The 22,862-nt window shown below is 46.3% G+C and carries 24 protein-coding genes; 16 read left to right on the top strand and 8 right to left on the bottom strand.

Annotated elements, in window-relative coordinates; translation table 11 throughout:
* The first annotated feature begins 3 nt into the window (after window positions 1-3).
* The 15 genes from FG11_RS01250 (at window position 4) to FG11_RS01180 (ending at window position 13,453) form a co-directional block, all read left to right on the top strand.
* Window positions 4-429 carry a hypothetical protein gene (locus FG11_RS01250; RefSeq protein ID WP_152604027.1) on the top strand — a complete coding sequence of 142 codons (426 nt, stop codon included), beginning with the start codon at window positions 4-6 and terminating at the stop codon, window positions 427-429.
* An 84-nt stretch (window positions 430-513) separates the two neighbouring features.
* Window positions 514-1,053, top strand: coding sequence for a hypothetical protein (locus FG11_RS01245; RefSeq protein ID WP_047532664.1), 540 nt, complete (start codon window positions 514-516; stop codon window positions 1,051-1,053).
* A 386-nt stretch (window positions 1,054-1,439) separates the two neighbouring features.
* Window positions 1,440-2,585: a GGDEF domain-containing protein gene (locus FG11_RS01240; protein ID WP_047532662.1), complete on the top strand. Its 1,146-nt coding sequence runs from the start codon at window positions 1,440-1,442 to the stop codon at window positions 2,583-2,585.
* 427 nt (window positions 2,586-3,012) lie between these two features.
* The gene (locus tag FG11_RS01235) at window positions 3,013-3,189 is read left to right on the top strand and encodes a Flp family type IVb pilin (RefSeq protein ID WP_025223766.1); all 177 of its coding nucleotides are present in this window, start codon (window positions 3,013-3,015) and stop codon (window positions 3,187-3,189) included.
* Between the two features lie 53 nt (window positions 3,190-3,242).
* The gene (locus tag FG11_RS01230; protein WP_047535611.1) at window positions 3,243-3,698 is read left to right on the top strand and encodes a prepilin peptidase; all 456 of its coding nucleotides are present in this window, start codon (window positions 3,243-3,245) and stop codon (window positions 3,696-3,698) included.
* Window positions 3,695-4,186, top strand: coding sequence for a TadE/TadG family type IV pilus assembly protein (locus FG11_RS01225; protein WP_020183815.1), 492 nt, complete (start codon window positions 3,695-3,697; stop codon window positions 4,184-4,186). The genes FG11_RS01230 and FG11_RS01225 overlap by 4 nt, the downstream gene beginning before the upstream one ends.
* Window positions 4,187-4,224: 38 nt before the next feature.
* The gene (cpaB, locus tag FG11_RS01220; protein ID WP_047532660.1) at window positions 4,225-5,163 is read left to right on the top strand and encodes a Flp pilus assembly protein CpaB; all 939 of its coding nucleotides are present in this window, start codon (window positions 4,225-4,227) and stop codon (window positions 5,161-5,163) included.
* 24 nt (window positions 5,164-5,187) lie between these two features.
* Entirely contained in the window at window positions 5,188-6,543 is a 1,356-nt protein-coding gene (locus tag FG11_RS01215) for a type II and III secretion system protein family protein (RefSeq protein WP_235276319.1), read from the top strand.
* A gap of 5 nt (window positions 6,544-6,548) precedes the next feature.
* Window positions 6,549-7,763, top strand: coding sequence for an AAA family ATPase (locus FG11_RS01210; RefSeq protein ID WP_047532655.1), 1,215 nt, complete (start codon window positions 6,549-6,551; stop codon window positions 7,761-7,763).
* 5 nt (window positions 7,764-7,768) lie between these two features.
* A complete protein-coding gene (locus FG11_RS01205; RefSeq protein WP_020183811.1) occupies window positions 7,769-9,037 on the top strand; it encodes a CpaF family protein in 1,269 nt (422 codons plus the stop codon).
* Window positions 8,992-9,951: a type II secretion system F family protein gene (locus FG11_RS01200; protein ID WP_235276318.1), complete on the top strand. Its 960-nt coding sequence runs from the start codon at window positions 8,992-8,994 to the stop codon at window positions 9,949-9,951. The genes FG11_RS01205 and FG11_RS01200 overlap by 46 nt, the downstream gene beginning before the upstream one ends.
* Before the next feature lie 2 nt (window positions 9,952-9,953).
* Window positions 9,954-10,868, top strand: coding sequence for a type II secretion system F family protein (locus tag FG11_RS01195; RefSeq protein WP_047532650.1), 915 nt, complete (start codon window positions 9,954-9,956; stop codon window positions 10,866-10,868).
* Window positions 10,865-11,554, top strand: a complete 690-nt coding sequence (locus FG11_RS01190; RefSeq protein ID WP_025223758.1) for a tetratricopeptide repeat protein — start codon at window positions 10,865-10,867, stop codon at window positions 11,552-11,554. The genes FG11_RS01195 and FG11_RS01190 overlap by 4 nt, the downstream gene beginning before the upstream one ends.
* A 17-nt stretch (window positions 11,555-11,571) precedes the next feature.
* A complete protein-coding gene (locus FG11_RS01185) occupies window positions 11,572-11,847 on the top strand; it encodes a DUF3613 domain-containing protein (protein WP_047532648.1) in 276 nt (91 codons plus the stop codon).
* Window positions 11,825-13,453, top strand: coding sequence for a TadG family pilus assembly protein (locus FG11_RS01180; RefSeq protein WP_047532646.1), 1,629 nt, complete (start codon window positions 11,825-11,827; stop codon window positions 13,451-13,453). Before FG11_RS01185 ends, FG11_RS01180 begins: the two co-directional genes overlap by 23 nt.
* Window positions 13,454-13,571: 118 nt before the next feature.
* On the opposite strand, the gene FG11_RS01175 is transcribed toward FG11_RS01180, so the two are convergent.
* From FG11_RS01175 to FG11_RS01150, 6 genes are read right to left on the bottom strand one after another with little or no spacing between them, the layout of a single operon-like run.
* Window positions 13,572-14,528, bottom strand: a complete 957-nt coding sequence (locus FG11_RS01175) for a vWA domain-containing protein (RefSeq protein WP_025223755.1) — start codon at window positions 14,526-14,528, stop codon at window positions 13,572-13,574.
* Complete coding sequence (locus tag FG11_RS01170) at window positions 14,525-15,088, bottom strand: hypothetical protein (RefSeq protein WP_047532644.1); 564 nt, start codon at window positions 15,086-15,088, stop codon at window positions 14,525-14,527. The genes FG11_RS01175 and FG11_RS01170 overlap by 4 nt, the downstream gene beginning before the upstream one ends.
* Window positions 15,085-16,050 (bottom strand): vWA domain-containing protein, encoded by a 966-nt coding sequence (locus tag FG11_RS01165; RefSeq protein ID WP_047532642.1) that lies wholly within the window; start codon window positions 16,048-16,050, stop codon window positions 15,085-15,087. The genes FG11_RS01170 and FG11_RS01165 overlap by 4 nt, the downstream gene beginning before the upstream one ends.
* A complete protein-coding gene (locus FG11_RS01160; protein WP_235276317.1) occupies window positions 16,050-16,994 on the bottom strand; it encodes a hypothetical protein in 945 nt (314 codons plus the stop codon). The genes FG11_RS01165 and FG11_RS01160 overlap by 1 nt, the downstream gene beginning before the upstream one ends.
* Window positions 16,995-17,017: 23 nt before the next feature.
* Window positions 17,018-17,905 (bottom strand): DUF58 domain-containing protein, encoded by an 888-nt coding sequence (locus FG11_RS01155; RefSeq protein WP_047532640.1) that lies wholly within the window; start codon window positions 17,903-17,905, stop codon window positions 17,018-17,020.
* A 28-nt stretch (window positions 17,906-17,933) separates the two neighbouring features.
* Window positions 17,934-18,983 (bottom strand): AAA family ATPase, encoded by a 1,050-nt coding sequence (locus tag FG11_RS01150; protein WP_020183800.1) that lies wholly within the window; start codon window positions 18,981-18,983, stop codon window positions 17,934-17,936.
* A gap of 225 nt (window positions 18,984-19,208) precedes the next feature.
* Between FG11_RS01150 and pdxR the strand changes: the two genes are divergently transcribed.
* Entirely contained in the window at window positions 19,209-20,663 is a 1,455-nt protein-coding gene (gene pdxR, locus FG11_RS01145) for a MocR-like pyridoxine biosynthesis transcription factor PdxR (protein WP_047532638.1), read from the top strand.
* A gap of 147 nt (window positions 20,664-20,810) precedes the next feature.
* Here the strand turns inward: pdxR and FG11_RS01140 are convergent, their stop codons facing one another.
* Both FG11_RS01140 and FG11_RS01135 read right to left on the bottom strand, forming a co-directional pair.
* Window positions 20,811-21,482 (bottom strand): lamin tail domain-containing protein, encoded by a 672-nt coding sequence (locus FG11_RS01140; protein WP_235276316.1) that lies wholly within the window; start codon window positions 21,480-21,482, stop codon window positions 20,811-20,813.
* Between the two features lie 127 nt (window positions 21,483-21,609).
* Complete coding sequence (locus FG11_RS01135) at window positions 21,610-22,803, bottom strand: globin domain-containing protein (protein ID WP_047532635.1); 1,194 nt, start codon at window positions 22,801-22,803, stop codon at window positions 21,610-21,612.
* Between the last annotated feature and the right edge of the window lie 59 nt (window positions 22,804-22,862).

Below are 22,862 nucleotides of genomic sequence, written 5' to 3'. Positions count from 1 at the left end.
CTTATGAGCTCCGCTATTGCAGAAACACATCCATTGACTAGATTGACTAGTGATAATAGCCAAGTGGTCGCTCAAGCCACCAATGGTGTGTTAAAAAGCACGAAAGGAAAGTTCTTTGAGGCATCCTGCAACGAGGAAATAGCATTTGATACAGAAGTCATCGACTTGAATAAAGATGGAACACCTGAAGTATTTACAAATTACTATGGCACTTGCATAGGCGGCGCTGCTGGAGTGCAGGTTGACTTGTATATTAAAAACAATGCTGGAAAATGGATAGCACAGTTTGGATTTCCAGGGACGTACTCCATCCTAAAGACACGAAATAAAGGTTACCCGGATATCGAAATTGGTGGTCCAGGCAGTTGCTTTCCGATTTGGCGCTGGAACGGAGCCCAATACGATATTTATAAAAAATGTGAGCGCTAATTGCACATTTTAAAATCACACGCATCACAATCATTAGAATGAATCTGCGTGTCCATTCAGCTTTTTTAAACAAGGGAGAAGAAAATGGCAGCAGTGAATAATGTAAGCGTGGGTGGGCGAAGCATTAGCATATATCGCTTTACTGGAGAGGTTATCGATAGTCAGCGTTCATCTGAAACCAGCATTACCTCTCATAGTAATGGCCAAGTGAGCTCTTATACCTCTCACTATAACGAGATATTTTTACGTGATAAAGACGGTAAGGAAATTTCCGTAGAGGTGGCTTCTGCCGGTGTACCGGTGCGGTCGGGCAATACGGTCACTGTATTATGGGGAATTCTAGGCAACAAAGACAAGGGGCCATATACCACTGTTTACAACCATGACACCGGTAATATTGGGCATATTGCAAAATCCGTGAACGATTTATGCGGCCCGCATTTATACAACATGTTGATTATCGTATTTGTAATTGTGGGTGTGATTGGCGCATTTAGTTTATTGGGTGGAAGCATAGGCAGTTCGATTATTCCATTAGCAGCTACGGCAGGTTTCTTTTATTGGCTAACAGGGCGTCGTAGAGTGTTACGTGCAGCCATGGAGGATGCCGCTAAAAAAGCCTAATATGCATTTAGTACAGAAAGTAATTTGGGCTTTTACCAACACACCTAGCCAATCTAAAGGAGCATCCATGCCACTTTTAGGTTGGCTTCGCCAAGCAACAATGTCAGCTGATAAAGTTTTTTGAGACTATCGATTCAATTGTAATTGATTCGACCAATATCCAGTGCCCAGTCCCAAGTGCCAATCACACGCTTTTGTAGTTATACGAACATCAATACTCAAATACCTGCACAATTCGCTTCAGCTTGACAGTCGCAACGACGCAAAATACCGCATAATAATCAAACCTGCCCTGCTACAACATCGAGTCTCATTCAGATTAGGCAGTATTCAGCAGCGTGTACTATCGATTTTCAAACAGTGAACGTACTGGGATAGGATTGAACTTGATCAACAGAATAAGAGAAAACGTCATCAAAGATCTGAAGTTTGATCCGCACGATCTTGCCTGCGAAGAGTTACGACATGTTTACCGGGGCAAAAGTAGCGGCAAGCTGATTGTATTGTTTAGCGGGGCTATTGTCGCTGGCATGTTGGCATGGGATATCGGTTGGTTTTATGCTGGTGTCTGGTATGCCTGGCTGTTAATCGCACATGCCTGGCACTGGTGGTTAGGTCGCCTAGATTGGGCATCTGCCAATGTCAGTATCGAGTTGGCGCGTATCAATCGCCATGTGATGGCTGCGGCCATTGCCGGCTTGGGCTGGGGTGCCCTCTCAATTGCCCTGCCCTTACTGAGCCGCCCGAGTAAGGCGGCCGTTCTTATGATCATGCTGATCGGCGTGATTATGGCGCTGCCGCGTCTGGTGGTATTTTTACCTATTTTCTTTGCCTTTGCGGCTGGTGTATACATCCCCCTTTTGCTGACTACCCCGTTTTTGGATTATGAAACCTTGCACATGGTGCTGTTCATGCTCGTGTTGGTTGGCGCTACTCTGTGGGCTACGGCACGAGAGATACGCAAGATTCTGATTGATGTACTGCTCAAGCAGGTTTCGTCAGAACAGGCTTCTTGGGAGGATCGTTTGACCGGCATTGGTAACCGCCGAAGCTTTGATGCCAATATGGCTACTACTTGGGCGCAAGCATCGCGCGCCAAAGTGCCGCTCTCACTCATGATGGTGGATGTGGACTTTTTCAAGAAATTCAACGACGCCTATGGCCATCAGGCAGGGGACGAGTGCTTACGGCAGGTTGCAACAGCACTGGATGGTTGCGCACGCCGGGCTGGCGATTCGGTTACCCGTTACGGCGGCGAGGAGTTTGCCGCGGTCTTGTTTCATACCTCACTGAACGAGGCACGGAATATCGGTGAGAACATGCTGGCAGCCGTTCGAAAACTCAATATCCGGCACGAACAATCGTCACATGAAATCGTCACCATTTCGATGGGCATTACAACTATTGTGCCTACAGTTGATGACAATGTGCAACAGTTCATAGAAGAAGCGGATAAGTCCCTTTATCGCGCGAAGGAGAATGGACGCAATCGTGCGGAGTGGAAAATTTTGGGCAATGTAAAAAGAAATTGAGTTTTTTACAACACCTATAAACACTACGAAGACTTATATACAACTTATACATACATCGCTGTCATATTTCGTCACATTTTGTTATATTTTAGACAGCCTTGCGAATACACTAACCGCTATTATTTTTGAATGTGAAAAATGTAGTTTTAATTTAAATCAATTAAAAATCAAATAGTTAACATTATTTTTTGCTAAATACCAATCATATAAATAGATAGCGGGCACACTAGTTGCTTAACATAAATTTACAAAAGCAATAAATACTGAGTAGAAAACTTTAGCAAGGCAAACTAGCTTGTTTTTAGCGCTTTACTTGAGTAATTGAAATACTTCTTGAGGTAATACCGTTTTGTGATGGGTGAATTTAATTTAGGGCTATGCCGATAATTAATCAAGGCTACACCCTATTAATTACAGGGGAATCAACATGAATCACTTTATTAAAACAGCTATTTTAAACTTCTTGCGCGACGAAGAAGGTGCTAGTGCCATCGAATACGCATTGATTGCTGCGATGGTGGCGATTGCACTTGTCGCATTCGTCCAGCCTATCAATCTCGCCATTAGCGCCATCTTTACACAAATTCAAGGTGCGCTCACGTAATCTAGCGCTCATGCAATCGCCACCAACATTAGGCGATTGATTGTTGAATGCATATGATGATTACCACCGTAGAATTGATCGTGGTCGCTTGGTGCCTAAGTGTTGGCCTAGCCGATCTCTACGCAAGACGTATCCCAAATACCTTGGCACTTGGGGCTTGCTTAATTGCCATCATTTGCTTATTGATTACGGGGCATACATTGCTCGGTGCAAACTGGCAGTCTGTAGCCATTGGCGTAGGCGTCAGCCTACTTTTAACATTACCCGCTTATGCAGCACGCCTACTAGGTGCTGCTGACGTCAAAATAATACTGGCCATTGCACTTATCGGGGGCTGGTATCTAACGCTGTTTGCCTTTGTGATTGCATCTATCTTAGCCATGCTATTAAGCGTTGCTCACCTCCTCTTCACCCGATTTAACACACAGCAAAACAAGCCAAAAAGATGGATTCCTTTTGGTGCAGCCCTAAGTGCCGGACTACTGTGCGCAATAGGGATGGCGACATGATCACGCCAGTGAAGCCGACTGATCGTCAACCGCTTTCACGGTCACAACAAGGCGCGGTAGCGATTGAGTTTGTGATGCTATTCCTTCTGTTCTTTGGCTTGTTCTATGCCATGGTGAATTATGCGGTTGTGATGCTGATGCAATCTGCATTTATCCATGCGGCTGAAGAAGGTGCACGTGCTGCGATTGCTGTAGACCGCCTAGCGTATGCCAGTAATGTGGCCTACCTTAGCAATGGCGTGGATCCAAGGGTGCGCAGTGTTGTTGGCAGTTCGCTGAACTGGTTGCCTGCCAAACCAAAAAGTAAAGTGCTTGGCGCCGGTAACAGCCAAGTACAACTGGCCATGAATGGTAATCAACTCACGGTACGCGTTGTTTACAGTGGTTATGCGAACGATCCACTGATACCGATGCTGACATTACCTATCATTGGGCAAATCCCCAAGGTGCCTACCGATTTGACGGGCACAGCAGTGATTGAGCTTTAGAAAAATAAATAAGAAGAATATCAAAGAGCGGAGCCATCATGAACAGTACATTTCTACGTGTATTAGCAGTATTGATGTTGATTGCTGCCATTGTGACTGCCTATTTAGGCTATCAGATAAGCAACAAAAAGCCTGTGGACACATTAAAAGTTGTGGTGCCTACTTTTTCACAAGTTGTCGCGCGAAATGATATTCCGGCTGGCCATCTACTGACTGCGGAAGATTTAGAGAGCGTCACTACACAACAACCAGATAAGCGGACCTTTAGCGACACGCAACATCTCGTTGGGAAAGTCACATCTGTGGCTGTGACAAAAGGCACCCCAATCAAAACATCGCATTTTCCTACTTACAGTTTGCTGGGACAGGCACTTGCACCCCATGAACGTGCAGTAGCGATTAAGGTAAATGAAGTGATTGGGGTCGGCGGGTTTATCAAGCCAGGAGACCATGTGGATGTACTGCTGTATTTGCGTGCTGATCGCGAGACTGGTGATATCAGTTCAGCCCAAGTTGTGCTCACCAATGTGAAAGTGCTTGCCTACGGCGCGCTAACAACAGAAACGGAGCCCAGCCAAGAGAATGAGTTGATGCCATCTGCCTCAAACAAACTGGGCACCAGCAATAGCCGCGCTGACAGTAATAAAGAAAAAGACAGCCGTTCTGCCATCTTGGCGGTAGCGGAGCAGCACATTTCGACACTGATGCTGGCTGAAAGCACTGGCGTGTTACGTTTGGCGCTACGCGGTGAATCATTGCCTAACGCTAACGCTCATGTCGTATCAGATAGTCAGTTTATTCGTCTGGGAGATATCTCTCATTCATCAAGCATTCAGCATTCAACCCCAGCCAATACCACGTTGTCACCCGCCACAGTGCCTGTGGTGAAAAAGAAAACAACCACATCGGCAACTAAACGCGCGCGCGTCATTGTGCATCGCGGCGAACAAGTAAAAGTCGTCAACGTGGCAAGATAACAACAAGAAAACCAAGGGCTCAACATGTCGAATATGAAATATGTTTGGTTAATACTGTTTACCTGCATAGGCAGTTTTGCGCTGGATGCGCAGGCCGGAGATGCGGATGAACTACAGCTGGTGACTGGAGAACAGCATGTTTATGTACATGCCAAACCAGTTAAGCGCGTTGCAGTAGGAAGCCCAGAGGTTGTAGGCATCACCATGCTGACATCACGCAATATCATGATTACAGGCAAGCAAGTGGGTGTGACCGAGATTTCAATCTGGGAGAGTGAAAAAGCGGCAGCACCTGCCAGACAAATTAAGGTGGCTGTCAGCCTCAATACTGCGCTTGAAAAGCAGCGCCTGCAGTTTTCAAAAGCAATCAAATTGCTACCGGCTGGCAATCAGGCGGCCATTTCTGGTGAGGCCGAGTCTTTGGAAGACCACGCCCTAGCGCGCCAAGCCATTGATAAAGCGAGCACAGTCCCTATGGATGCGACCTTGAGCAGCTTTGACAATCAAGTGCAGATTGATATCAAAGTGGTGGAGGTCAGCCGCCAAAATATGATGCGCGCTGGCTTTTTCTTGGGAAAAAATAGTCGAAATACAACGCTTGGCATTGGGTCTCCAGGCAATCTTAGCGGTGTACATAGCGAGGGTGGTGGATTTATCTTAGATAGTGCTTCAGGATTTTTACCTAATGCGAGTGCATTTAATTTTGTAGCAGGCAATGCAAGCCGAGGATTACTCGGCACGTTGAGCATACTGGAGGCCAACGGGTTTGCGTACACATTGGCAGAACCAAGTCTCACTGCTTTTTCTGGCCAAAGTGCTAGCTTCTTGGCCGGTGGTGAGTTTCCGGTACCGATTCGCGCAGGCGCCGGTGGTGACAGCACCGTCACGATTCGTTACAAAGAATATGGTGTGCGCCTGATGCTGACCCCCACGGTGCTAGATACCAACAGAATTTTCCTTAAAGTGTCGCCTGAAGTCAGTGAAATAGACTTTTCTAATGCGGTGCAAAGCGGCGGGGTTGCAGTGCCGGGCCTGCGTGTACGTAGAACCGACACCAGTGTCTCGCTTGGCGATGGCGAAAGCTTTGTCATCAGTGGGCTGGTCAGTCGCAACACATTGCAGAACGTGGACAAGTTTCCGGGATTAGGTAACTTGCCTATCATCGGTGCTTTTTTCCGCTCTACCCGATTCGATCGTGAGGATAAGGAATTGCTGATGATTGTGACACCTCATCTCGTGAAGCCAATTGCCAAAGACGCAGCGATGCCTGCATTGCCGGGTGGAAATCTGCGTGAATACAACCCTAGCTTTAGTGATTTATTCTTTCAAAAAGGCATCAAACCAGATACTGGAACCCCTGCCACGGGTTTTTCGAGGTAATAAAGATGAGCGAACGTGAACGCAACTGCTTTATTGCCATTACAAGTACGCAGGAATGCATGCAATGGTTAAGCCAATCGCTCAAGGATGAGGGCGAGGTGATTCCCGCTGACGCACCTTCCATAGAGCGCGTGGTACAACTCTCGGATGCCATTGGTGCCTCTACCATTTTTGTGCAGCTTAACCCGCTGGACTACCGACAAGAAACATTGCTGATAGAAGGCATTATTGCAGCCAAGCCTTTTCTGCCAGTGATTATTGTTGCTGACTCTTTTGATCAGAATTTGCTACTCACCGTGATGCGTTTGGGTGCGCGTGACTTTATTAAAATCGGCACGCGAGTAAGCGAAGTGTCCGCTGTGGTCAAACGCTTGATTCCACGTGATGCTGCCCTGCATGCAACGCAAGCAGATCAGGGAGGTAAGATTACTGCGGTGATTAGCGCGCGACCAGGTAGCGACTCCCCCATGCTTGCGCTACACCTTGCCTTAGCCGTGCAAGAGACAGAACCTACACTTCTGCTAGACCTAGGCATACCACATGGCGATGCCATGTTATACCTTGGCTTAACTGCTTCTTACAGTTTTATTGATGCTATTCGTAGCTTGCGAAGAATCGATTCCACGCTTATTCAAAACGGCTTTGGTAAACACAAAAGTGGCTTAACCGTGCTCTCCATGCCGGAAGATCCTTGGACGGGCGCACAATTTACCGCAGCAGATGTCTATGTGCTTTTACGCAGTTTGCGCCGACATTTTTCCAGAATCATCGTAAATCTTGGCGGTATGGCTGGTTCTGATTTCCTACTGCTGTTATTGGGCAATGTGGATCAAGTCATTTTACTTGTTGAGCAAAGCGTACCCAGTTGCCGCCAAAATATGCACCTTATCAAGCATCTGCGCGAGGAAAAAGTGCTATTGAATAACGCAGGCGTGGTGGTGGATCATTACTTATCCAAAATGCCGCCAGACGCTGAGAGTATTGCGCAATCGTTTGGTCTGCCATTGCTTACTACCCTGTCATCCTCCGGTATGGCGCGCTTGGCCACCATGAACTCTGGCGAGAGCATGTTTGATTTATCGCCCAATGATCCCTATAGCTTAAGTGTGCGCAAATTGGCAGAAAAACTGCTGGATGCCCCTACCTCGCATACAGAGAAAAAACACGGCCTACTTCACAAATTGATTTCCGCAGTCACTCACACGAGTGAAAGGCATTAAGGCTTATGATGAATTTTCTGCTAAAGGGTGTTGATTATGGCCTGAAAGAAGCACAGGACTATCAAGAGCTCAAATTTCAACTACATCAGCACTTGATTGCAGAAATTGAGCGCGACCATGTTGGGCTGCTTGATCTGGCGCGCGGTGAAATAGCGGCTTATGTAAGAGAAAAGGTGATTGCGTATATTGCAGAACGGCATCTACCGATTAGTGGCTACGATCTAGAAAACCTTGTAGAAGATGTGGTAGATGAGCTGGCAGGCTATGGCCCACTGGAAAGCTTGATCAGGGATGATCGCATTAATGACATCTTGGTGAACGGTCCTAGAAAGATCTTTATAGAGCGGGATGGACGGCTTGAAACCACCACACTGCGATTTATTGATGATGAGCATGTCTTGCGCGTTATCCGACGTATTCTTGCCCATTTGGGGCGCCGTATAGATGAAGCTAGCCCCATGGTGGATGCGCGCTTGCCAGATGGTAGCCGTGTGAATGCCATTATTCCTCCCTTGGCGTTAGATGGCCCATGTTTATCTATTCGTAAATTCAGCAAGCAGCCCTTGCTTTCTGGCGATTTATTGCAGTACGGCACGCTTGACAATGACATGCTGGCTTTTCTGACAGCTGCAGTGAATCGTCGCTGTAATCTCATTGTGAGTGGCGGTACGGGTGCAGGTAAAACAACACTATTGAATGTATTGAGCCGTTTCATTCCGCATACTGAGCGTATTGTCACTATCGAGGATGCGGCTGAACTGCAACTGGAACACGACCATGTGGTGCGGCTTGAAACTAGACCACCCAATATAGATGACAGTGGCGAAATTACTGCGCGCGATCTGGTAAAAAACTCTTTACGCATGCGACCCGACCGTATCATATTGGGCGAGGTGCGTGGTGAAGAAGTGATGGATGTGCTTCAGGCAATGAATACTGGGCACGATGGTTGTATGAGTACGGTGCATGCAAACAGCCCCGAAGATGCCATGCTACGCTTTGAAATGCTGGCTGGATTAGCCAAATTTCAAGGTACAGAAAGCACCTTGCGCAAAATGATTGCAGCTGCGATTGAGCTAGTCGTGCAAATTTCCCGCATGCCCAATGGGCAGCGCAAAGTCATTTCGATTACTGAGGTTGTGGGTGTGCGCGATGGCCATTTTGTACTCAATGAGCTATATGCCTATGACGCAACGACAGGGCGTTTTGCACACCCTGGGGTTCGCCCATGCAATCAAAAATTGCAGGACTTACCCATCAGAGGGCTGCTATGAATACGATGGCAGTATCATTGATTTTGATAGCAGCAGTGATGTTGCTACTGTCCATTGGCGTACATAGTCGCATTAAGGAAAGGCGCCTGCGAGAACGTATGATGCGCCATTTCATGGAGGTGCTACCTCTAGGTGCTACTGTATCAGGTGTAGCACCGGGCATTCGTCAGAGTCACTGGCATCGATTGAAAGTGCGCGCCTCTATCTATGCTGGATTTGAATTACAAAAAAAACATGTCATTACCATCTCGCTTGCATTTGTTTCTATTGGCATAGTGGGCTGGCTTGTTTATGGTGTGATTGGTGCTGTCCTGTTTTCTGGCATGGCGATATTTATTTTTGGATTTTTGCTGCCATACAGCCGCTTGCATCGCCGTCAGATGCAAATCATTGCCCAAGTCCCCCTGTTTATTGATCAGATATTACGTAGCCTCAGTACTGGTCGCAGCTTAGAAAATGCCATTCGTTTTGCCTCGGACGAAACACCACCTCCGCTACGCTACGTGTTGGATCGCGTGATTCGGGCAGCAGACTTAGGAGCCGACATGGTGGAGAATCTCACCGAGGCTGCCAAACTACATAGCCTACGTGAGCTTAACCTGATTGCGTTGGCCATGCGTATCAGCAACAACTACGGCAGCAGCCCGCGTGACATGTTAGATAGCGTGGTAAAAATGGTGCGCCAGCAGGAACTGGCGCGTCGAGAACTGGCAGCCATGACAGGAGAAACCAGAATATCAGCATGGGTACTTGGATTAACGCCGATTGCAATTGCAGCTTATATCATGGTGATGAACCCTAGTTATTTGAACATGCTGCTACATGACGAGACAGGCAAAACCATGATGATTACCGCGCTGGCACTGCAAGGTTGCGGTGCATTCCTTCTTTGGCGGATGTTGCGGAGCGTTTGAAGATGAGCCTTTTGTGGTGGATCACCATAACGCTCATGCTGCTGGCGGCAGGACTCTTGCTATACAGCACACAACAGAACAGCCATCCAAAGCATATTCAGCGCCGTTTTCGGGAAGCCTTGCAGCAAGAAGGGATACACATCTCGCATCTCGGGCCGCTAGACCTTGAAGAAGCGCTGCATGATGTCTTAGAAAAAGTGTCCCGAAGTGAAATGGCGGAAATACATCGCTTACTGGTGCAAGCCGGATGGCATGGCGCAAAGGCAAGGTTAATATTCCTACTGATGGCATGGGTACTGCCTGTCGCGCTTGGCGTCATTGCAATGTTTTATGCCATCTTGAATCAGGACACTTGGGTGAATGTACTGTTTCATTTTCTGTTTGTGTTCGCAGCCACGTTCGTAGCCATTCGTCGCTTGCTACGTTGGCAAGCGCAAAAACGGCGTGATGCTATTCGCAAAGAAGTCATTCCATTTCTGCATCTACTGCGTATGCTATTTGAAGCAGGTCTATCGATGGAGCATATATTGTTGGTGATTGAGCAACAGGGAAAAGATCTAATTCCGAATCTCGCGGATGAGTTACATCTGGTCATCAAACGCATACAAACTGGTCAGGACAGAGCAGATGCATTGGTTGAGATGGCCGCACCACTGGAGGTGCCTGAGCTGAATGACACGATTGCAATGCTTAAACAGGTCACGCGTTATGGCGGTAACATCCGAGACTCTTTAGCAGAATATACGACATTGGTGGAGCAACGCCAAGTATCGGAGTTGCGTGAATATGTCAGCAAGCTATCTGCCAAAATGACGGTTGTCATGATTCTATTCTTGTTCCCGGCGCTGATGATATTTCTGGCAGGCCCCGGATTTATGGGCTTGGCCAAAGCATTAAAAGGAGTGAGTGGCTTATGAAAATGATCACACTATGGATGGCGCTCGCATGGGCATTGACGTATGGCTTGCCACATGCAATGGCAGCCGATAATAAGACAACATCCGTGCAGCAGACAAAAGGCAGCACTGGTAAGGCATGTGCAGAAATCTCTACGGAAGAAGCGACCAGGCTTGCGCTGATTCGACAGATGCTAACAGAAGGCAAGCCACATGCCGCCATTGCACACCTTGATGCAGCCAACATCAAAAATGAACACGCAGAACTACTGCGTGCAGATGCTTTACGCCAAACCGGGCGTGCGTTACAGGCACAGACCATTTATGCGCAGTTGGTGAATAGCTGCGTATCCGGATATGCGTACCGTGGTCTGGGGTTGATTGCCAGCGAAACCGGTAATCAACAGGAAGCGCTTCGCCATCTCAAAGCAGCCAGCAATGCCCTGCCAACCGAACACACCATCCGCAATGATTATGGGTATGTGCTGATGCAATCTGGCGAATCCACAGCTGCTTTGCATGAGTTTCTTACTGCTGTGGAACTTGCGCCGGATTATCGACAGGCTGCCAATAATCTAGTGATGCTGCTTTACCAACAGGGAGACACTGCCAAGGCTGAGGCGTTTGCCAAGCAGTTCGGGGTCGCCTCGGAAGCAATGCAACAATTGAAAAAACTAGCGCAAGAAAACAACGAAGCAATGCCCTAAACGGCACGGAGGTCATCATGAAACGAATCATTATGCTCATGCTAAGTGGATTGTTCTGTATGAACAACGCCATGGCAGACGATGTGCAGACAACGCTAACGCCATCGATAGAAGCGCATGCGCCATCGTCCACGCAACAATGGTTGGAGCTACAACGCTCAGGAAAATCCGCCTCACCCCAAGCACAGCCAATCTCGGGTGAGGTGATGGATAAAGTACATAAACGCTACCTCAAGAGCTTTGAAAAACCGATTCCGGAGTTTTACGAGCATGAGACGCCGATCAGCCGCTAAGTACCAGTATCAGCGCGGCGCTATTGGGCTCGCGGGGATATTGGTTTTGCTGACGGTATTGCTGTTAACTGCCTTAGTAGTAGACAGTGGACGCCTCTGGATGCAACAAAGGCATCTGCAATCCATCGCGGATATGGCTGCCATCCATGCTTCACGCCATCTTGGCTGTAACGCCAACCTGCAAAACATCATCCAAATGGCGCAGCTAGCGGCCAGCAATAACGGCTTTGGTGGGCAACTTTCTGCCAACCCCAATCAAGTCTTGCTAGGCAGGCTCGATACAGTACAAGGCATACGGCAGTTTACCGCTGATGGCAGCAGTGAAGCCGTTTACGTTAGAACAACAACAGAGGTGCCCAGTAGCCTGATTGCCGGCGGACTGATGGGTGGCACAGTCACCTTGCGTGCCGAGGCGGTGTCAGTAGCAGATGCACCATGGGCAGCTTTTGGTGTGGGTAGTTTTACTGTGAGTCTTAGCAGTCAACAATCCGTGCTATTGAATGGGCTGTTAGGTGGCATGCTGGGTGGGCCACTCAACTTGGATGTGCTGAGCTATCGCGGAATCGCAGGCACCCAAATCACATTGCAAGACATGCTGGCTGTTTCTGGGCAGGTTGGCACCTTAGAGGATTTATTAGATGCCAATATGCAAGTTGCAGACTTGCTCGAACTGTTTGCCAACGCAGCAGGGCAAAGTGGTGCGGCTGATGTACAGGCAGTGTCAGCGATGCAAAGTATTGCGGCTGTAGCCGTAAAAAATGCGACGTTAACACTAGGGGATGTACTTGCCGTGACCACGCCTGATACCAGTGCCGCTGCCACGGTAGGTCTCAATGCGTTATCACTGATTACTACGACAGCAATGATTGCCAATGGCACCAATGCCATAAACCTACCGTTGGGGATTAACCTGCCCTCCATCACCAGTATTAATGCACAAGTGACCGTCATTGAACCACCACAACTCACGGTCGGCCCTGCAGCAGGTAATGGCAATGTATGCACCATCGCGCGGACAGCACAAATCAGAACGCGCGTCGGTGTGCTAGTCAGCATTCCATTGCTTGCGCGTATTGACCTTGCGCTGAATGCAGAGGTTGCACAAGGCTCCGCCGGGCTGCGCTCCATTCAGCAAAATGGTAGCGAAACGGATGTCGAAATAGAGGCTAGCCCTGGCATTGCTGCACTCACACTCACCAATAATGCCGGAACGGGGCCTGCGAGAGTATCAACGCTGTTGAATCTACCAGTTGCAGATATTGGATTGAACCTGCCTATCCAGCCACCCACGCCACAAATGCTTGAGTATTCCGTCGCACACCCGGTGGAAGATCATTTGCCACAAACACAGTCAGTTGCCAGCCCAATTGGCAGCAGCCTGGAAAACGCGTTAGGGCAGCCTAGCGCGGTGAATGTGACTGTCTTGAGTGTATTGAATCTAGGGCTGATCAATAATGTTGTTTCTACGCTTGTTAGGCCGCTATTGTCAGAGATAGGACGGGTGTTGCTAGACCCACTGCTCAGTCTGCTAGGTATCCGTGTGGGTGGTATGGATGTCACGCTTGATGATCTGCAATACCGTCAGGCCAAGCCCTTGGTGATATAAATCCCACACAGATTTCAAGCAGTTAAGTTAGAAAACCTAGTTACTAATCGCTATAAAATGCATTTTTTTATTCTGGGATATCTAGTCAGTGATCAGGTCTCCAACTTTTGATAGATGGTTAGCGCCGACCAAAGTGATGTGAGAGTAAATACGGTACATAAGTAGCAATGACCAGCAATGCAGCTAACAATAAAAATATCCAACGCACAGAATACGCCGTTACAAATTTTGCGGCGGGCGTTTGTGATTGAACAAATGCATAAAACTCTGGTTTATCTGTTGCTTCTATATATTGACCTTTGATTTCACTCGCCATATCTTTCAAATGTTCTACATCTAGTTTTGATAGAAAGCGATCAAACTCTGCATAAGCAACTGGCGGATCCGGATCATCTTTACTTGCATCGTTATACATAATGCCCCCACCAGCACTTTCAGCCGCGGCATCTGTACCCCAATACCCTACAAATTTGTTATTGGCGTTAAAGCGTTTAATCGGCACTGGTTCATGGCCACCTACCCCCACAAAAATAACATGCTGACCAATACGCACATTGCTAATATCGAGCCGATTAATACCGTTGGCTTTAGGGGCTTCGTCGCCATCTGTAAAAAAGAGCATTTGTGCCGGGATATTTAGATACTCAAAGGTAGCCTCAGCTGCCTTTACCCCAAAAGTCATGCGGCTATTGCCACTCCACGCCATGCGCCATTCCAGATGCTCTATAGCGTCGGTAATGATATCGAAATTCGCACATACCTCTAACGGCATAAATAGCAAGGCCACATTTTCAGCAGCAAATACACCAACACTGACATAAGTACCACAAGGTGAGCTTTTCACAACCTCTTTCATGAGGTGTTGTGTGTAGGCCAGACGGCTGACTAGCTGATCATTGACCTTCATATCTTCTGCATTCATGCTTTGCGATATATCGGCAACTAACAAGTAGTTATGTACGGCTTGCTTCAGTTGTATCTGCGGTTTAATGAGCGCGAGCAACAAGAACAGTAAAGCCAACACCAACAGGGCTGTTTCATAATTTTCTTTTAACGTGGAAACAAGTTTTTTCATGGCAAACCTTGTGGCAAATTACTAATCTCCATACCGGATGGATCTTGAGCGACTGTTTTTATATTTCCCGGAATGACGGAGAGCAATAAACTTAAGTTAAATTTGGCCTCCTGTGCATTAGGGTTTAGCTTTAACGCTTGCTCATAAGAGGCTTTTGCCTGCATATAATCAAATTTTGCCTCTTCTTGAATTTCACCTTCTGCTGTCACTAACCGCTGTAAACCAGAGCGAAATAGATTGTTGGCTATATTGAAATGAATCTGTGACTTTAGATTTTGATTGATGGCAAATGTGTCTTCTTGCTGCATTTTAGGTGGTGCAAGCAACTGACCAAACCCCTGTATAGCATGTTTAAAGTGACCGTTTTTTCCTTGCTGGTAGGCATCTGAGAATTTTTTATGAAATGGGTAACTTTCATCATTTACCACGTCCCCAGAAAGTAATGCACGGTTCACTTTACCTATTTTATTGATTTGATAGCATTCATAGGCAGTGCATAATAACCCTGCCAACAATACCAAACCTAGTAGCTGATTCTTACGATTTATTCTATTCGTCATGCATACACCCTCAAGTTCTTGATTGCTACAATAAATAAACCCAATACAAACGCTATGATGATGAACAGCCTTGAATAGTCATAGCCCGCGATTGTTTCATTGTATTTAATGGCTTTTTTCTCACGCGCATCAATATCGCTAATGGCCGATTGCAAGGTTTCAGGGTTATCTGCCTCGTAAGCTTTGTACTTAAGACCTAATGACTGAAAGTATTTGTGTAACACGATAGAGTTGGGTACGCGCGTTTCCTCATATTCTTCTTTTGAGAAAATGCTGGGCTCTCCTGGCTCACGCAACATAATCCAATAGATACTTAAACCACGGCTTTTCAAACGCTCGCTTAATAAAAATTTAACGCGCGGACTCAGCTTGCCTGCGCCATCTGAGAGCAAAATAATGGCCCTAGAACCAGAACTTTGAATTTTATCGAACAAGCCTACGGCCTCAGTCAACCCTGCACCGATATTGGTTTGGTTAAGTGATGGACTAGTAGCCGCTAGAATAGCGGCATGAATTGCATCACGATTGGTAGTGATTTTTATGCCATATAGCGCAGAGTTCGTAAACCCAACGACCCCCATCATGTCTACTGGGCGAGAATCAATAAACTGTGTGATGATGCGACGTGCAGCGTCAGATTTTATTTCCGCTGCATTGCCTGAGGAGTCTCCAGCAAAAGGGTGGTCCATACTCACACTGCGGTCGATCACCATGACTGTTTGCGCACCTTTACCTGTGCGCTGTATTTTTTCATCATGGCCACGAGGTGATGCCAAGGCAATGACAATGGTCACCAGAAGCAAGGCGGTAATGACTTTCACTGCTAGATTTAGCCTGTCTGAAAGCAAATCTTCAGGCAGCATCTCCAGCCACGTGTACATCTTACCTTGATGGCCTTTAAGCCAAAACGGCAGCAGAGCAATGGGTAAGAGCGCAAAAGCCCAAGGGTTAAGAATTTCCATTAAATGCCTCGCTCACAATCACGCAGTTGCTTACTTAATAGCACTAGATTTGTGATGATTTTTGCACTATCACGTGTTTCTACTGCGTATAAGGATTGATTGGAGTCATTAAAAAACTGCTCAATGTCATTTTTCATTTTCCTAAAACTTGGACGTAACGTGATGAACCGCTCTATATCACGTGCAAAAATATTTGCACCATAGTGCTGATTAAAGGCTTGGTGGATATAAACCAATGCCTGTTTCTCATCTTCTGTCGTTTTCACAGCGGATGTTCTGGATAAGCGCTTTAATTGTCTATGCGCTTTTGCAAAGGCGCCTCCCATGAATGGTAACCACTGACCATCGGCATTCATATACAGCAACGTGAGTAAGCTGATGATCAACATGCCAGCAAATATAGTGAGACGAGTTTGATGTGTGCTGATATCGACAAGTGGAGGCCTAAACTCTGGCTGCATACTCTTAATAGCGGTTTCAATGCCGCCAGTAACTAACGGCGAGAACCAAAAACCCCAAGCTGGTAGCGCTATTGCCATGCTTTTCTCAGCACCTGTAAACGTGAATTTCTCTGCTGGCAATTGCATGACTGTTGGTGAGTTGGCGTTGATAAAAGGTTGATAACTGAGATCAACGGTATAGGTGGTGCTAGTTTTTTGTTGTTCAGTTTCTATCCTGATTGCGACCAACTCAATCCCTTTATCTTTAGTGCCTTTTTTGGGTAAAGCAGTACTGACCAGTTGGTAAGGCGCTGGCACATCAAACACAATTTTTCGGTTTAATTGATCACCAATATGCACACTATAATTTTTGCTTGGATTGCTTAGCAAACGTATTTTTGGTTCTGATACGCTATTTTCTGCACTGACTACAGATACATTAAATACCAAGCTTGCGGCTAATAGACACGCTGGGAAATGCGCTGTATTGCGAATGGTTGCCATCAATTTTTTCATCAGGTTATATTTCATAGGTTCATATTTTGTTCAAAATAATGGGTCATGGTTTCTGGCTTGTAATCACCGTGCATAAAAAGCGCTGGGCTATCAAATTTCAAAAACAAAGCCTCCAGCGCGTGTCTACGTGCATTGAATACTGAAATAAATTTCGCTCTGACTTCTGCTCTAAAAAACAACGTACGGTTCAGGCCAGTTTCTGGGTCTATCATGGTGCCAAAGCCAAACTTGGGTAATTTTTTATACTCTTCATCGTCCCACAGCACGATTGGTATCACCTGATGTGCGGACATAGCAGTCAGTGTTTTCTCAATCAAACTCAGTGGCATGTGAAAATCTGATATCCAAAACACCAAGCCTCGGCTTTGTCCGATAAAATTAGGCACATCGTTCAAACCCTCTACCCCAACGCGCATTGTTTGATAGTGATGCAACTGCGCAATTGCTTCTTTTGATTGATGCAAGTTACGACTTAACGGAAGCGTGAAATCTTCAAGCACATGGGTGTTGTAGCCAATAAAACTGAATAAGTCGCCCGTTTGATAGGCCGAGCTAGCGACTGCCATCGAAACCTCAATCGCTTTATCCAGCTTGCGTTGGCGCCCCTTAAATTGCATGGAACTAGATAAATCACAAACAGCATAGATCGGCGTGGTGCTCTCTTGATTAAACTGCCGTACCTGCACTTGCTCAAAAGGGTCTCGTAGCGTTTGCCTGATATCCATACGCCTTGCATCGGGGTAATCCACCAAGTTAACGTTGCCGCGATACTCCAAACCTAGACCGCGCTGAGTGCCGCGATGGTCCCCCAACTGTATGCTTGTGGATTTCCAGGAGACTACATATTCAAAAGGTTTGGCATAAGTTGGGTCTGCTGCATTACGTATAGATAAGCTCATTTGATTGCCCTATTTTTACCAGAATGGCTTAAGCCGCTTTGCTAAAAGTAGTGCTAGGCACAGCTACGGTACTCATAATATTGGCCGTGAGCTCCCTTGCCAGAGCGGTTCTACGGTTTTCATACATGGAGTTAAATACCAACCTGTGCGAAATCACTTCATGGAATACTGCATGGATATCTTCTGGAAACAGACTGTCACGTCCATTTAACCAAGCATTTACGCGTGCGGCTTTAAGCAGCATACCCATACCACGTGGACTTGCGCCGTTTTGAATAACGCGTAAAACATCGACACTTTCCATTGTCACGCCGAACTTCTCAGGATGTTGAGTTGCATCCCATAAATCTAGGGCATACTCTTCCAATACATCACTTGATTTGATGTGGTTTTGTAACAGGTCAGAGAAAGCATTCAGTTGATCAAATTGTAGAATCCCACTTTCAACTTGCTGAGTCAGTTTTTCTGCATGTTGGAATTTAGTATTGAAAATCAGAGATTTCTTTAAGTCACGATCCGTTGGAATTTCAATCGGAATTTCCATCATAAAACGATCGCGCGCAGCTGAAGGAATTTCAAATGTCTCATTTTTTTCTACTTGGTTACGGTCAGCAAACACAATCATGTGCGGCATGCGATATTCTTTTTTGAAAGCACTGAGATGGCGTTCTGCCATGACCCGTAACATCAGCGCATGCACTTGTGGCCGAGCACGATTAATCTCATTAAAAAAGAACACCGATAATTTTTCGCCAGCGCGCAACAGTGGGCCCTCATCAATTTGTGGGCGACCATCTGGCCCCAGAAAAGTATGGTAAATCAAGTCGTTGGGCATTAAATCGACCGTACCTTCAATACGCTCATAGGCCCCACCAATGCCACGCGCAATGGATTGCAGTAATGTCGTTTTACCTACGCCCACACCACCATCAAGCAATACATGCCCGCGTGCAAAAATGGCGATATTCATGAGCCGAATCGCTTTATCTTGGCCTACGATGACATTTTTAACTTCTTTTTCTAGCTTTAATGCATGGCTACGCCAGTCCGTTAATTGATGATCTAGTGGTGGTGACATAAATTTCCTCTGTAATCTCTAATCGTTTTGAAGGATGAATCAACCTGATTTATTGAATGACACACGACTATTCGTAGTGATGTACTGTGAGTTGCAACAAATCTTTACAGAAATGTAACAGAGTGTAATTAAATGCTGGCCATCCAGATTGAACAATTCTAGTGGTCCAGTAAAATTTGGTGTAATAATGCGTTTTAATAATCCAGAAATCTTTAGGAAGAATAAATGTTACGCTCATGGGATCTCAAGCTGCATATCACTAAAGCATCTGGCTTAGTGGTCTATTTACAAATTGCACAACAAATTATTGATGAAATTCAACGTGGACGCTTACCCCCATCCACGGCCATGCCAGGCACTAGAGAATTAGCGGAAAACCTTGGTGTCAACAGAAAGACTGTTGTGCTGGCTTATGATGAGCTGATTGCACAAGGTTGGCTGACTACAGAAAGTCGGCGTGGTACATTTGTGTCAGCTAAACTCCCGCTTTTTTTAGCGCCCAATCACTCAAAACCCAGTGTGAGCCAATTACCAACGTCTAGACTAGATCATTATGCGGCAACCATTCAGTCTAACGCTGAGACCCATATCATTGACTTTAATGACGGTATACCGGACACACGCTTAATCCCATTTGAAACGCTATCAAAAGCTTTTAGACACGCGCTAATAGAGCCGATCAGAAGCAATAAATTGGGTTATGGCGACCCTAAAGGCGTACTGAGTTTACGTCACTCGATTGCAGAAATGCTTAACATGGAAAGAGGGCTAAGCGTGGAGGTCGACAATATATGTATTGCGCGGGGTAGCCAGATGGGGATATTTTTATCTGCACGTGTGCTAGCTAAACCAAACGAATATGTGGTGGTGGAGAGTCTGAGTTATCCTCCTGCACGTGAAGCATTCAGATCATGCGGAGCAAAAATCCTGACGGTAGGCTTAGACCGTGACGGAATCAACGTCATTGAATTGGAACAGTTATGTAAAACATATCCTATCCGCGCAATTTATGTCACCCCGCATCATCAGTTTCCGACCACGGTGATGATGACAGCAGAACGTAGATTAAAATTATTGATGCTGGCTCAACAATATGATTTTGTGATTGTTGAAGATGATTACGACCATGAATTTCATTTCCAAAATCATCCGGTGTTTCCACTTGCCAGCACTAACCATGCGGGTAGAGTCATTTATGTGGGGTCGCTTTCCAAAGTATTAGCGCCCGGCCTGCGCGTTGGCTACTTAGTCGCCTCCAAAGAAATCATCGATCAATGCGCAGCTGAAGTCATGCTTATTGATAGACAAGGCAATTCTGTGACTGAACTTGCGGTTGCCGCATTAATGGATTCCGGTGAAATCAAACGCCACATCCGACGCATCTTAAAAACATACAATGAGCGCCGAAATATCTTAATAGATTTACTTCGCAGTGAATTGGGCGAGTTTGTAAACTTTGACTCGCCCAACGGTGGCTTGGCCATTTGGTTACGGTTGAATGACGGCATTGAAATTAACAAAATCGTTCAACATGCTTTGCTTGAAAAAGTAAGAGTGCTACCAGCGTCATTATTTTCAGACTCACCTCCAGACATTCATGCTATCCGGCTTGGGTTTGGCAGCCTTAATGCAGTTGAACTTACAACGGGCATTCAACGGCTAAAACGTGCTTTTGTATAAAATTTAACAATAAGCCCTATTCTGGCCTCGTGTTTAGTAAACGCTATCATGAATATAGTAAAAAAATGAGGTAGCAACGCTACCTCATTCTTATCGTTTTATCCTGCTTAGTTATTTACTCAGCTACTTCATCTAATTTGCAAACCACTATGATTGTTTACGGCGTGCAGACAAGCCCATAATGCCTAGGCCAGCGATCATCAGCGCATAAGTCTCTGGCTCTGGTACTGCTGTAATCGTACCTGGCGAGCCAATTTCAGTCGCATCATTGACCGCAACAAACGCACCATTTTTGCCAATCACGCTCAGTGTAGAAATTGCACCGTTCAACCCTGCGGCATTATCAAACGTTTGATAAGGTGAAGTTGCGTCAGATGCGCCAAATGTCACACTGGCTTGTACTACACCACTTGCATTAAAAACATTCACTGCATCGCCAGATGTGCTCAAGCCAATACCATTACCGCTATAGTAGCCAACCAATGGTGTTGCGCCACTACCAAACCAAGTGCTGATAAACGAAGGAATTGCACTGCCGCCTGCACTTTCAATAAAGATAACAGACTGGCCGGCGCTGATGCTGGTAATGCCGTTCAGTGCCAATGCAGAAGCAAAGGCATTGGAGCTATCGTCCACTTTCCATCCTGAGAGATTAATAGCTGAAGTACCGGTGTTGGTCAATTCAAACCAGTCAGCCTCGTAAGGTGCATTACCGCTGCCCCATGCTGCTACCTCTGTAATGGCAACGCCCGCATTGGCCTGAAATGAAACTGTCGTCGTGAATGCTAATAATAGGTAAGGTAATGCTTTTCTCATCATGTGCTCCAATTATTGAATGATTAAATCGATTAAGATGATTCAACAGCTGAATGTACTGCGCCAATATTACTCAGTAAGTTATAGCATCTAGTCCGCTTGGACTATAGATGCGTAACCATAGCCGTTCTTAAAGCAGATGATTTAAGCTTTCCGGCCCAAACACTTCACGGTTGATGCGGCTTGCATCCACCCCTAGTTCCACCAATGTTTTCCATTGGTCATTCATAAATGCAATCGGCCCGCAAATATAATAATCGCCTTCCAAATCTTGCTTACTCACGATTGTCTTTAAATCCATTCTGCCTTGAATGTATTGATGATCTGTCTGCTGGTTGAGAAATATAGCAAGCGCTAGCTGAGGGTTGTTCGTCTTAGCCTGCTCTATCTCACTTAAATGTGGAATGTGGTGTACCGTTCTCGCTGCGTGCGCAAACACTACTTTCCGTTTAGCTTGCTTGCTTGCCAATGTTTTTAAAATAGAAATCATAGGCGTAATGCCTACCCCCGCTGAAATCAAATGAATGGGTTCCGCTTTATCTAAATCTGGCACAAATGTGCCGTAAGGGTGGCTGACATTTAACTTGCTACCGACACGCACATGCTGGTGTAGCCAATGTGAGATCATGCCATTGGGTTTAAACTCGTCGCCTTTTTCTCGCTTAACGGTAATGCGGTAACGCTGACCATCGTCCACATCCGATAAACTATACTGCCGGATTTGCCGCACATTAAGCGCATCCAGATGCACAGCCACACTCACATATTGGCCCGGTTTAAAGGTAGGTAACTTTTGATGCTGCTCCGGCTCTAAAGTAATCGCAATCATATCCTCCGTAATATGTGCTTTATGGGTCACCACCATCTGCATCCACTGCTGTTCTACACCATCATTGGCTGCGTAAAGTCGTGCCTCTGCTGCAATCAGCGCGCTAGCTAATAACCAATAGGCCTCATCCCATGCAGCCATTAACTCTGGCGTGGCTGCATCGCCCAACACTTGCTTAATGGCGCCGAGTAGATACTTGCCGACAATGGGATAGTGGTCTGGCAATATCCCAATCGACACGTGCTTATGTACTATCCGCTCTATTACTGGGGTTAACGCTGCTTGATTATCAATATTAGCTGCATAGGCAAACACAGCGGAAGCCAGCGATTGCTGTTGTGAACCATTGGCTTGATTGCCCAAGTTGAACAGGTTGTACAACTCAGGGTGCGCTGCAAGCATATTGCTATAAAACACGGTGGTAATCGCCAGCCCATGCTCTCTCAATACTGGGACACTGGCTTCGATATAGGGTTTTGCTGCAGGTGATAACATGTTGATCTCCTTATATGTTGTATATTAAATGAAACTTTTAAGTAAAAAAAAAGCAAACC

Origin of the sequence: Methylotenera sp. N17, from assembly GCF_000799155.1 — a bacterium.
Taxonomy (GTDB): Bacteria; Pseudomonadota; Gammaproteobacteria; order Burkholderiales; family Methylophilaceae; genus Methylophilus.
Note: the sequence above shows the minus strand (reverse complement) of the source record. Positions and strands in the feature narration are given on the sequence as shown.

Bases quoted from the DNA above. Each gene is read 5' to 3' on its own strand.
- FG11_RS01250 (WP_152604027.1), top strand. From the start codon at position 4: ATGAGCTCCGCTATTGCAGAAACACATCCATTGACTAGATTGACTAGT.
- FG11_RS01245 (WP_047532664.1), top strand. From the start codon at position 514: ATGGCAGCAGTGAATAATGTAAGCGTGGGTGGGCGAAGCATTAGCATA.
- FG11_RS01235 (WP_025223766.1), top strand. From the start codon at position 3,013: ATGAATCACTTTATTAAAACAGCTATTTTAAACTTCTTGCGCGACGAA.
- FG11_RS01230 (WP_047535611.1), top strand. From the start codon at position 3,243: ATGATGATTACCACCGTAGAATTGATCGTGGTCGCTTGGTGCCTAAGT.
- FG11_RS01225 (WP_020183815.1), top strand. From the start codon at position 3,695: ATGATCACGCCAGTGAAGCCGACTGATCGTCAACCGCTTTCACGGTCA.
- cpaB (WP_047532660.1), top strand. From the start codon at position 4,225: ATGAACAGTACATTTCTACGTGTATTAGCAGTATTGATGTTGATTGCT.
- FG11_RS01215 (WP_235276319.1), top strand. From the start codon at position 5,188: ATGTCGAATATGAAATATGTTTGGTTAATACTGTTTACCTGCATAGGC.
- FG11_RS01210 (WP_047532655.1), top strand. From the start codon at position 6,549: ATGAGCGAACGTGAACGCAACTGCTTTATTGCCATTACAAGTACGCAG.
- FG11_RS01205 (WP_020183811.1), top strand. From the start codon at position 7,769: ATGATGAATTTTCTGCTAAAGGGTGTTGATTATGGCCTGAAAGAAGCA.
- FG11_RS01200 (WP_235276318.1), top strand. From the start codon at position 8,992: ATGCAATCAAAAATTGCAGGACTTACCCATCAGAGGGCTGCTATGAAT.
- FG11_RS01195 (WP_047532650.1), top strand. From the start codon at position 9,954: ATGAGCCTTTTGTGGTGGATCACCATAACGCTCATGCTGCTGGCGGCA.
- FG11_RS01190 (WP_025223758.1), top strand. From the start codon at position 10,865: ATGAAAATGATCACACTATGGATGGCGCTCGCATGGGCATTGACGTAT.
- FG11_RS01185 (WP_047532648.1), top strand. From the start codon at position 11,572: ATGAAACGAATCATTATGCTCATGCTAAGTGGATTGTTCTGTATGAAC.
- FG11_RS01180 (WP_047532646.1), top strand. From the start codon at position 11,825: ATGAGACGCCGATCAGCCGCTAAGTACCAGTATCAGCGCGGCGCTATT.
- FG11_RS01175 (WP_025223755.1), bottom strand. From the start codon at position 14,528: ATGAAAAAACTTGTTTCCACGTTAAAAGAAAATTATGAAACAGCCCTG.
- FG11_RS01170 (WP_047532644.1), bottom strand. From the start codon at position 15,088: ATGACGAATAGAATAAATCGTAAGAATCAGCTACTAGGTTTGGTATTG.
- FG11_RS01165 (WP_047532642.1), bottom strand. From the start codon at position 16,050: ATGGAAATTCTTAACCCTTGGGCTTTTGCGCTCTTACCCATTGCTCTG.
- FG11_RS01160 (WP_235276317.1), bottom strand. From the start codon at position 16,994: ATGGCAACCATTCGCAATACAGCGCATTTCCCAGCGTGTCTATTAGCC.
- FG11_RS01155 (WP_047532640.1), bottom strand. From the start codon at position 17,905: ATGAGCTTATCTATACGTAATGCAGCAGACCCAACTTATGCCAAACCT.
- FG11_RS01150 (WP_020183800.1), bottom strand. From the start codon at position 18,983: ATGTCACCACCACTAGATCATCAATTAACGGACTGGCGTAGCCATGCA.
- pdxR (WP_047532638.1), top strand. From the start codon at position 19,209: ATGTTACGCTCATGGGATCTCAAGCTGCATATCACTAAAGCATCTGGC.
- FG11_RS01140 (WP_235276316.1), bottom strand. From the start codon at position 21,482: ATGATGAGAAAAGCATTACCTTACCTATTATTAGCATTCACGACGACA.
- FG11_RS01135 (WP_047532635.1), bottom strand. From the start codon at position 22,803: ATGTTATCACCTGCAGCAAAACCCTATATCGAAGCCAGTGTCCCAGTA.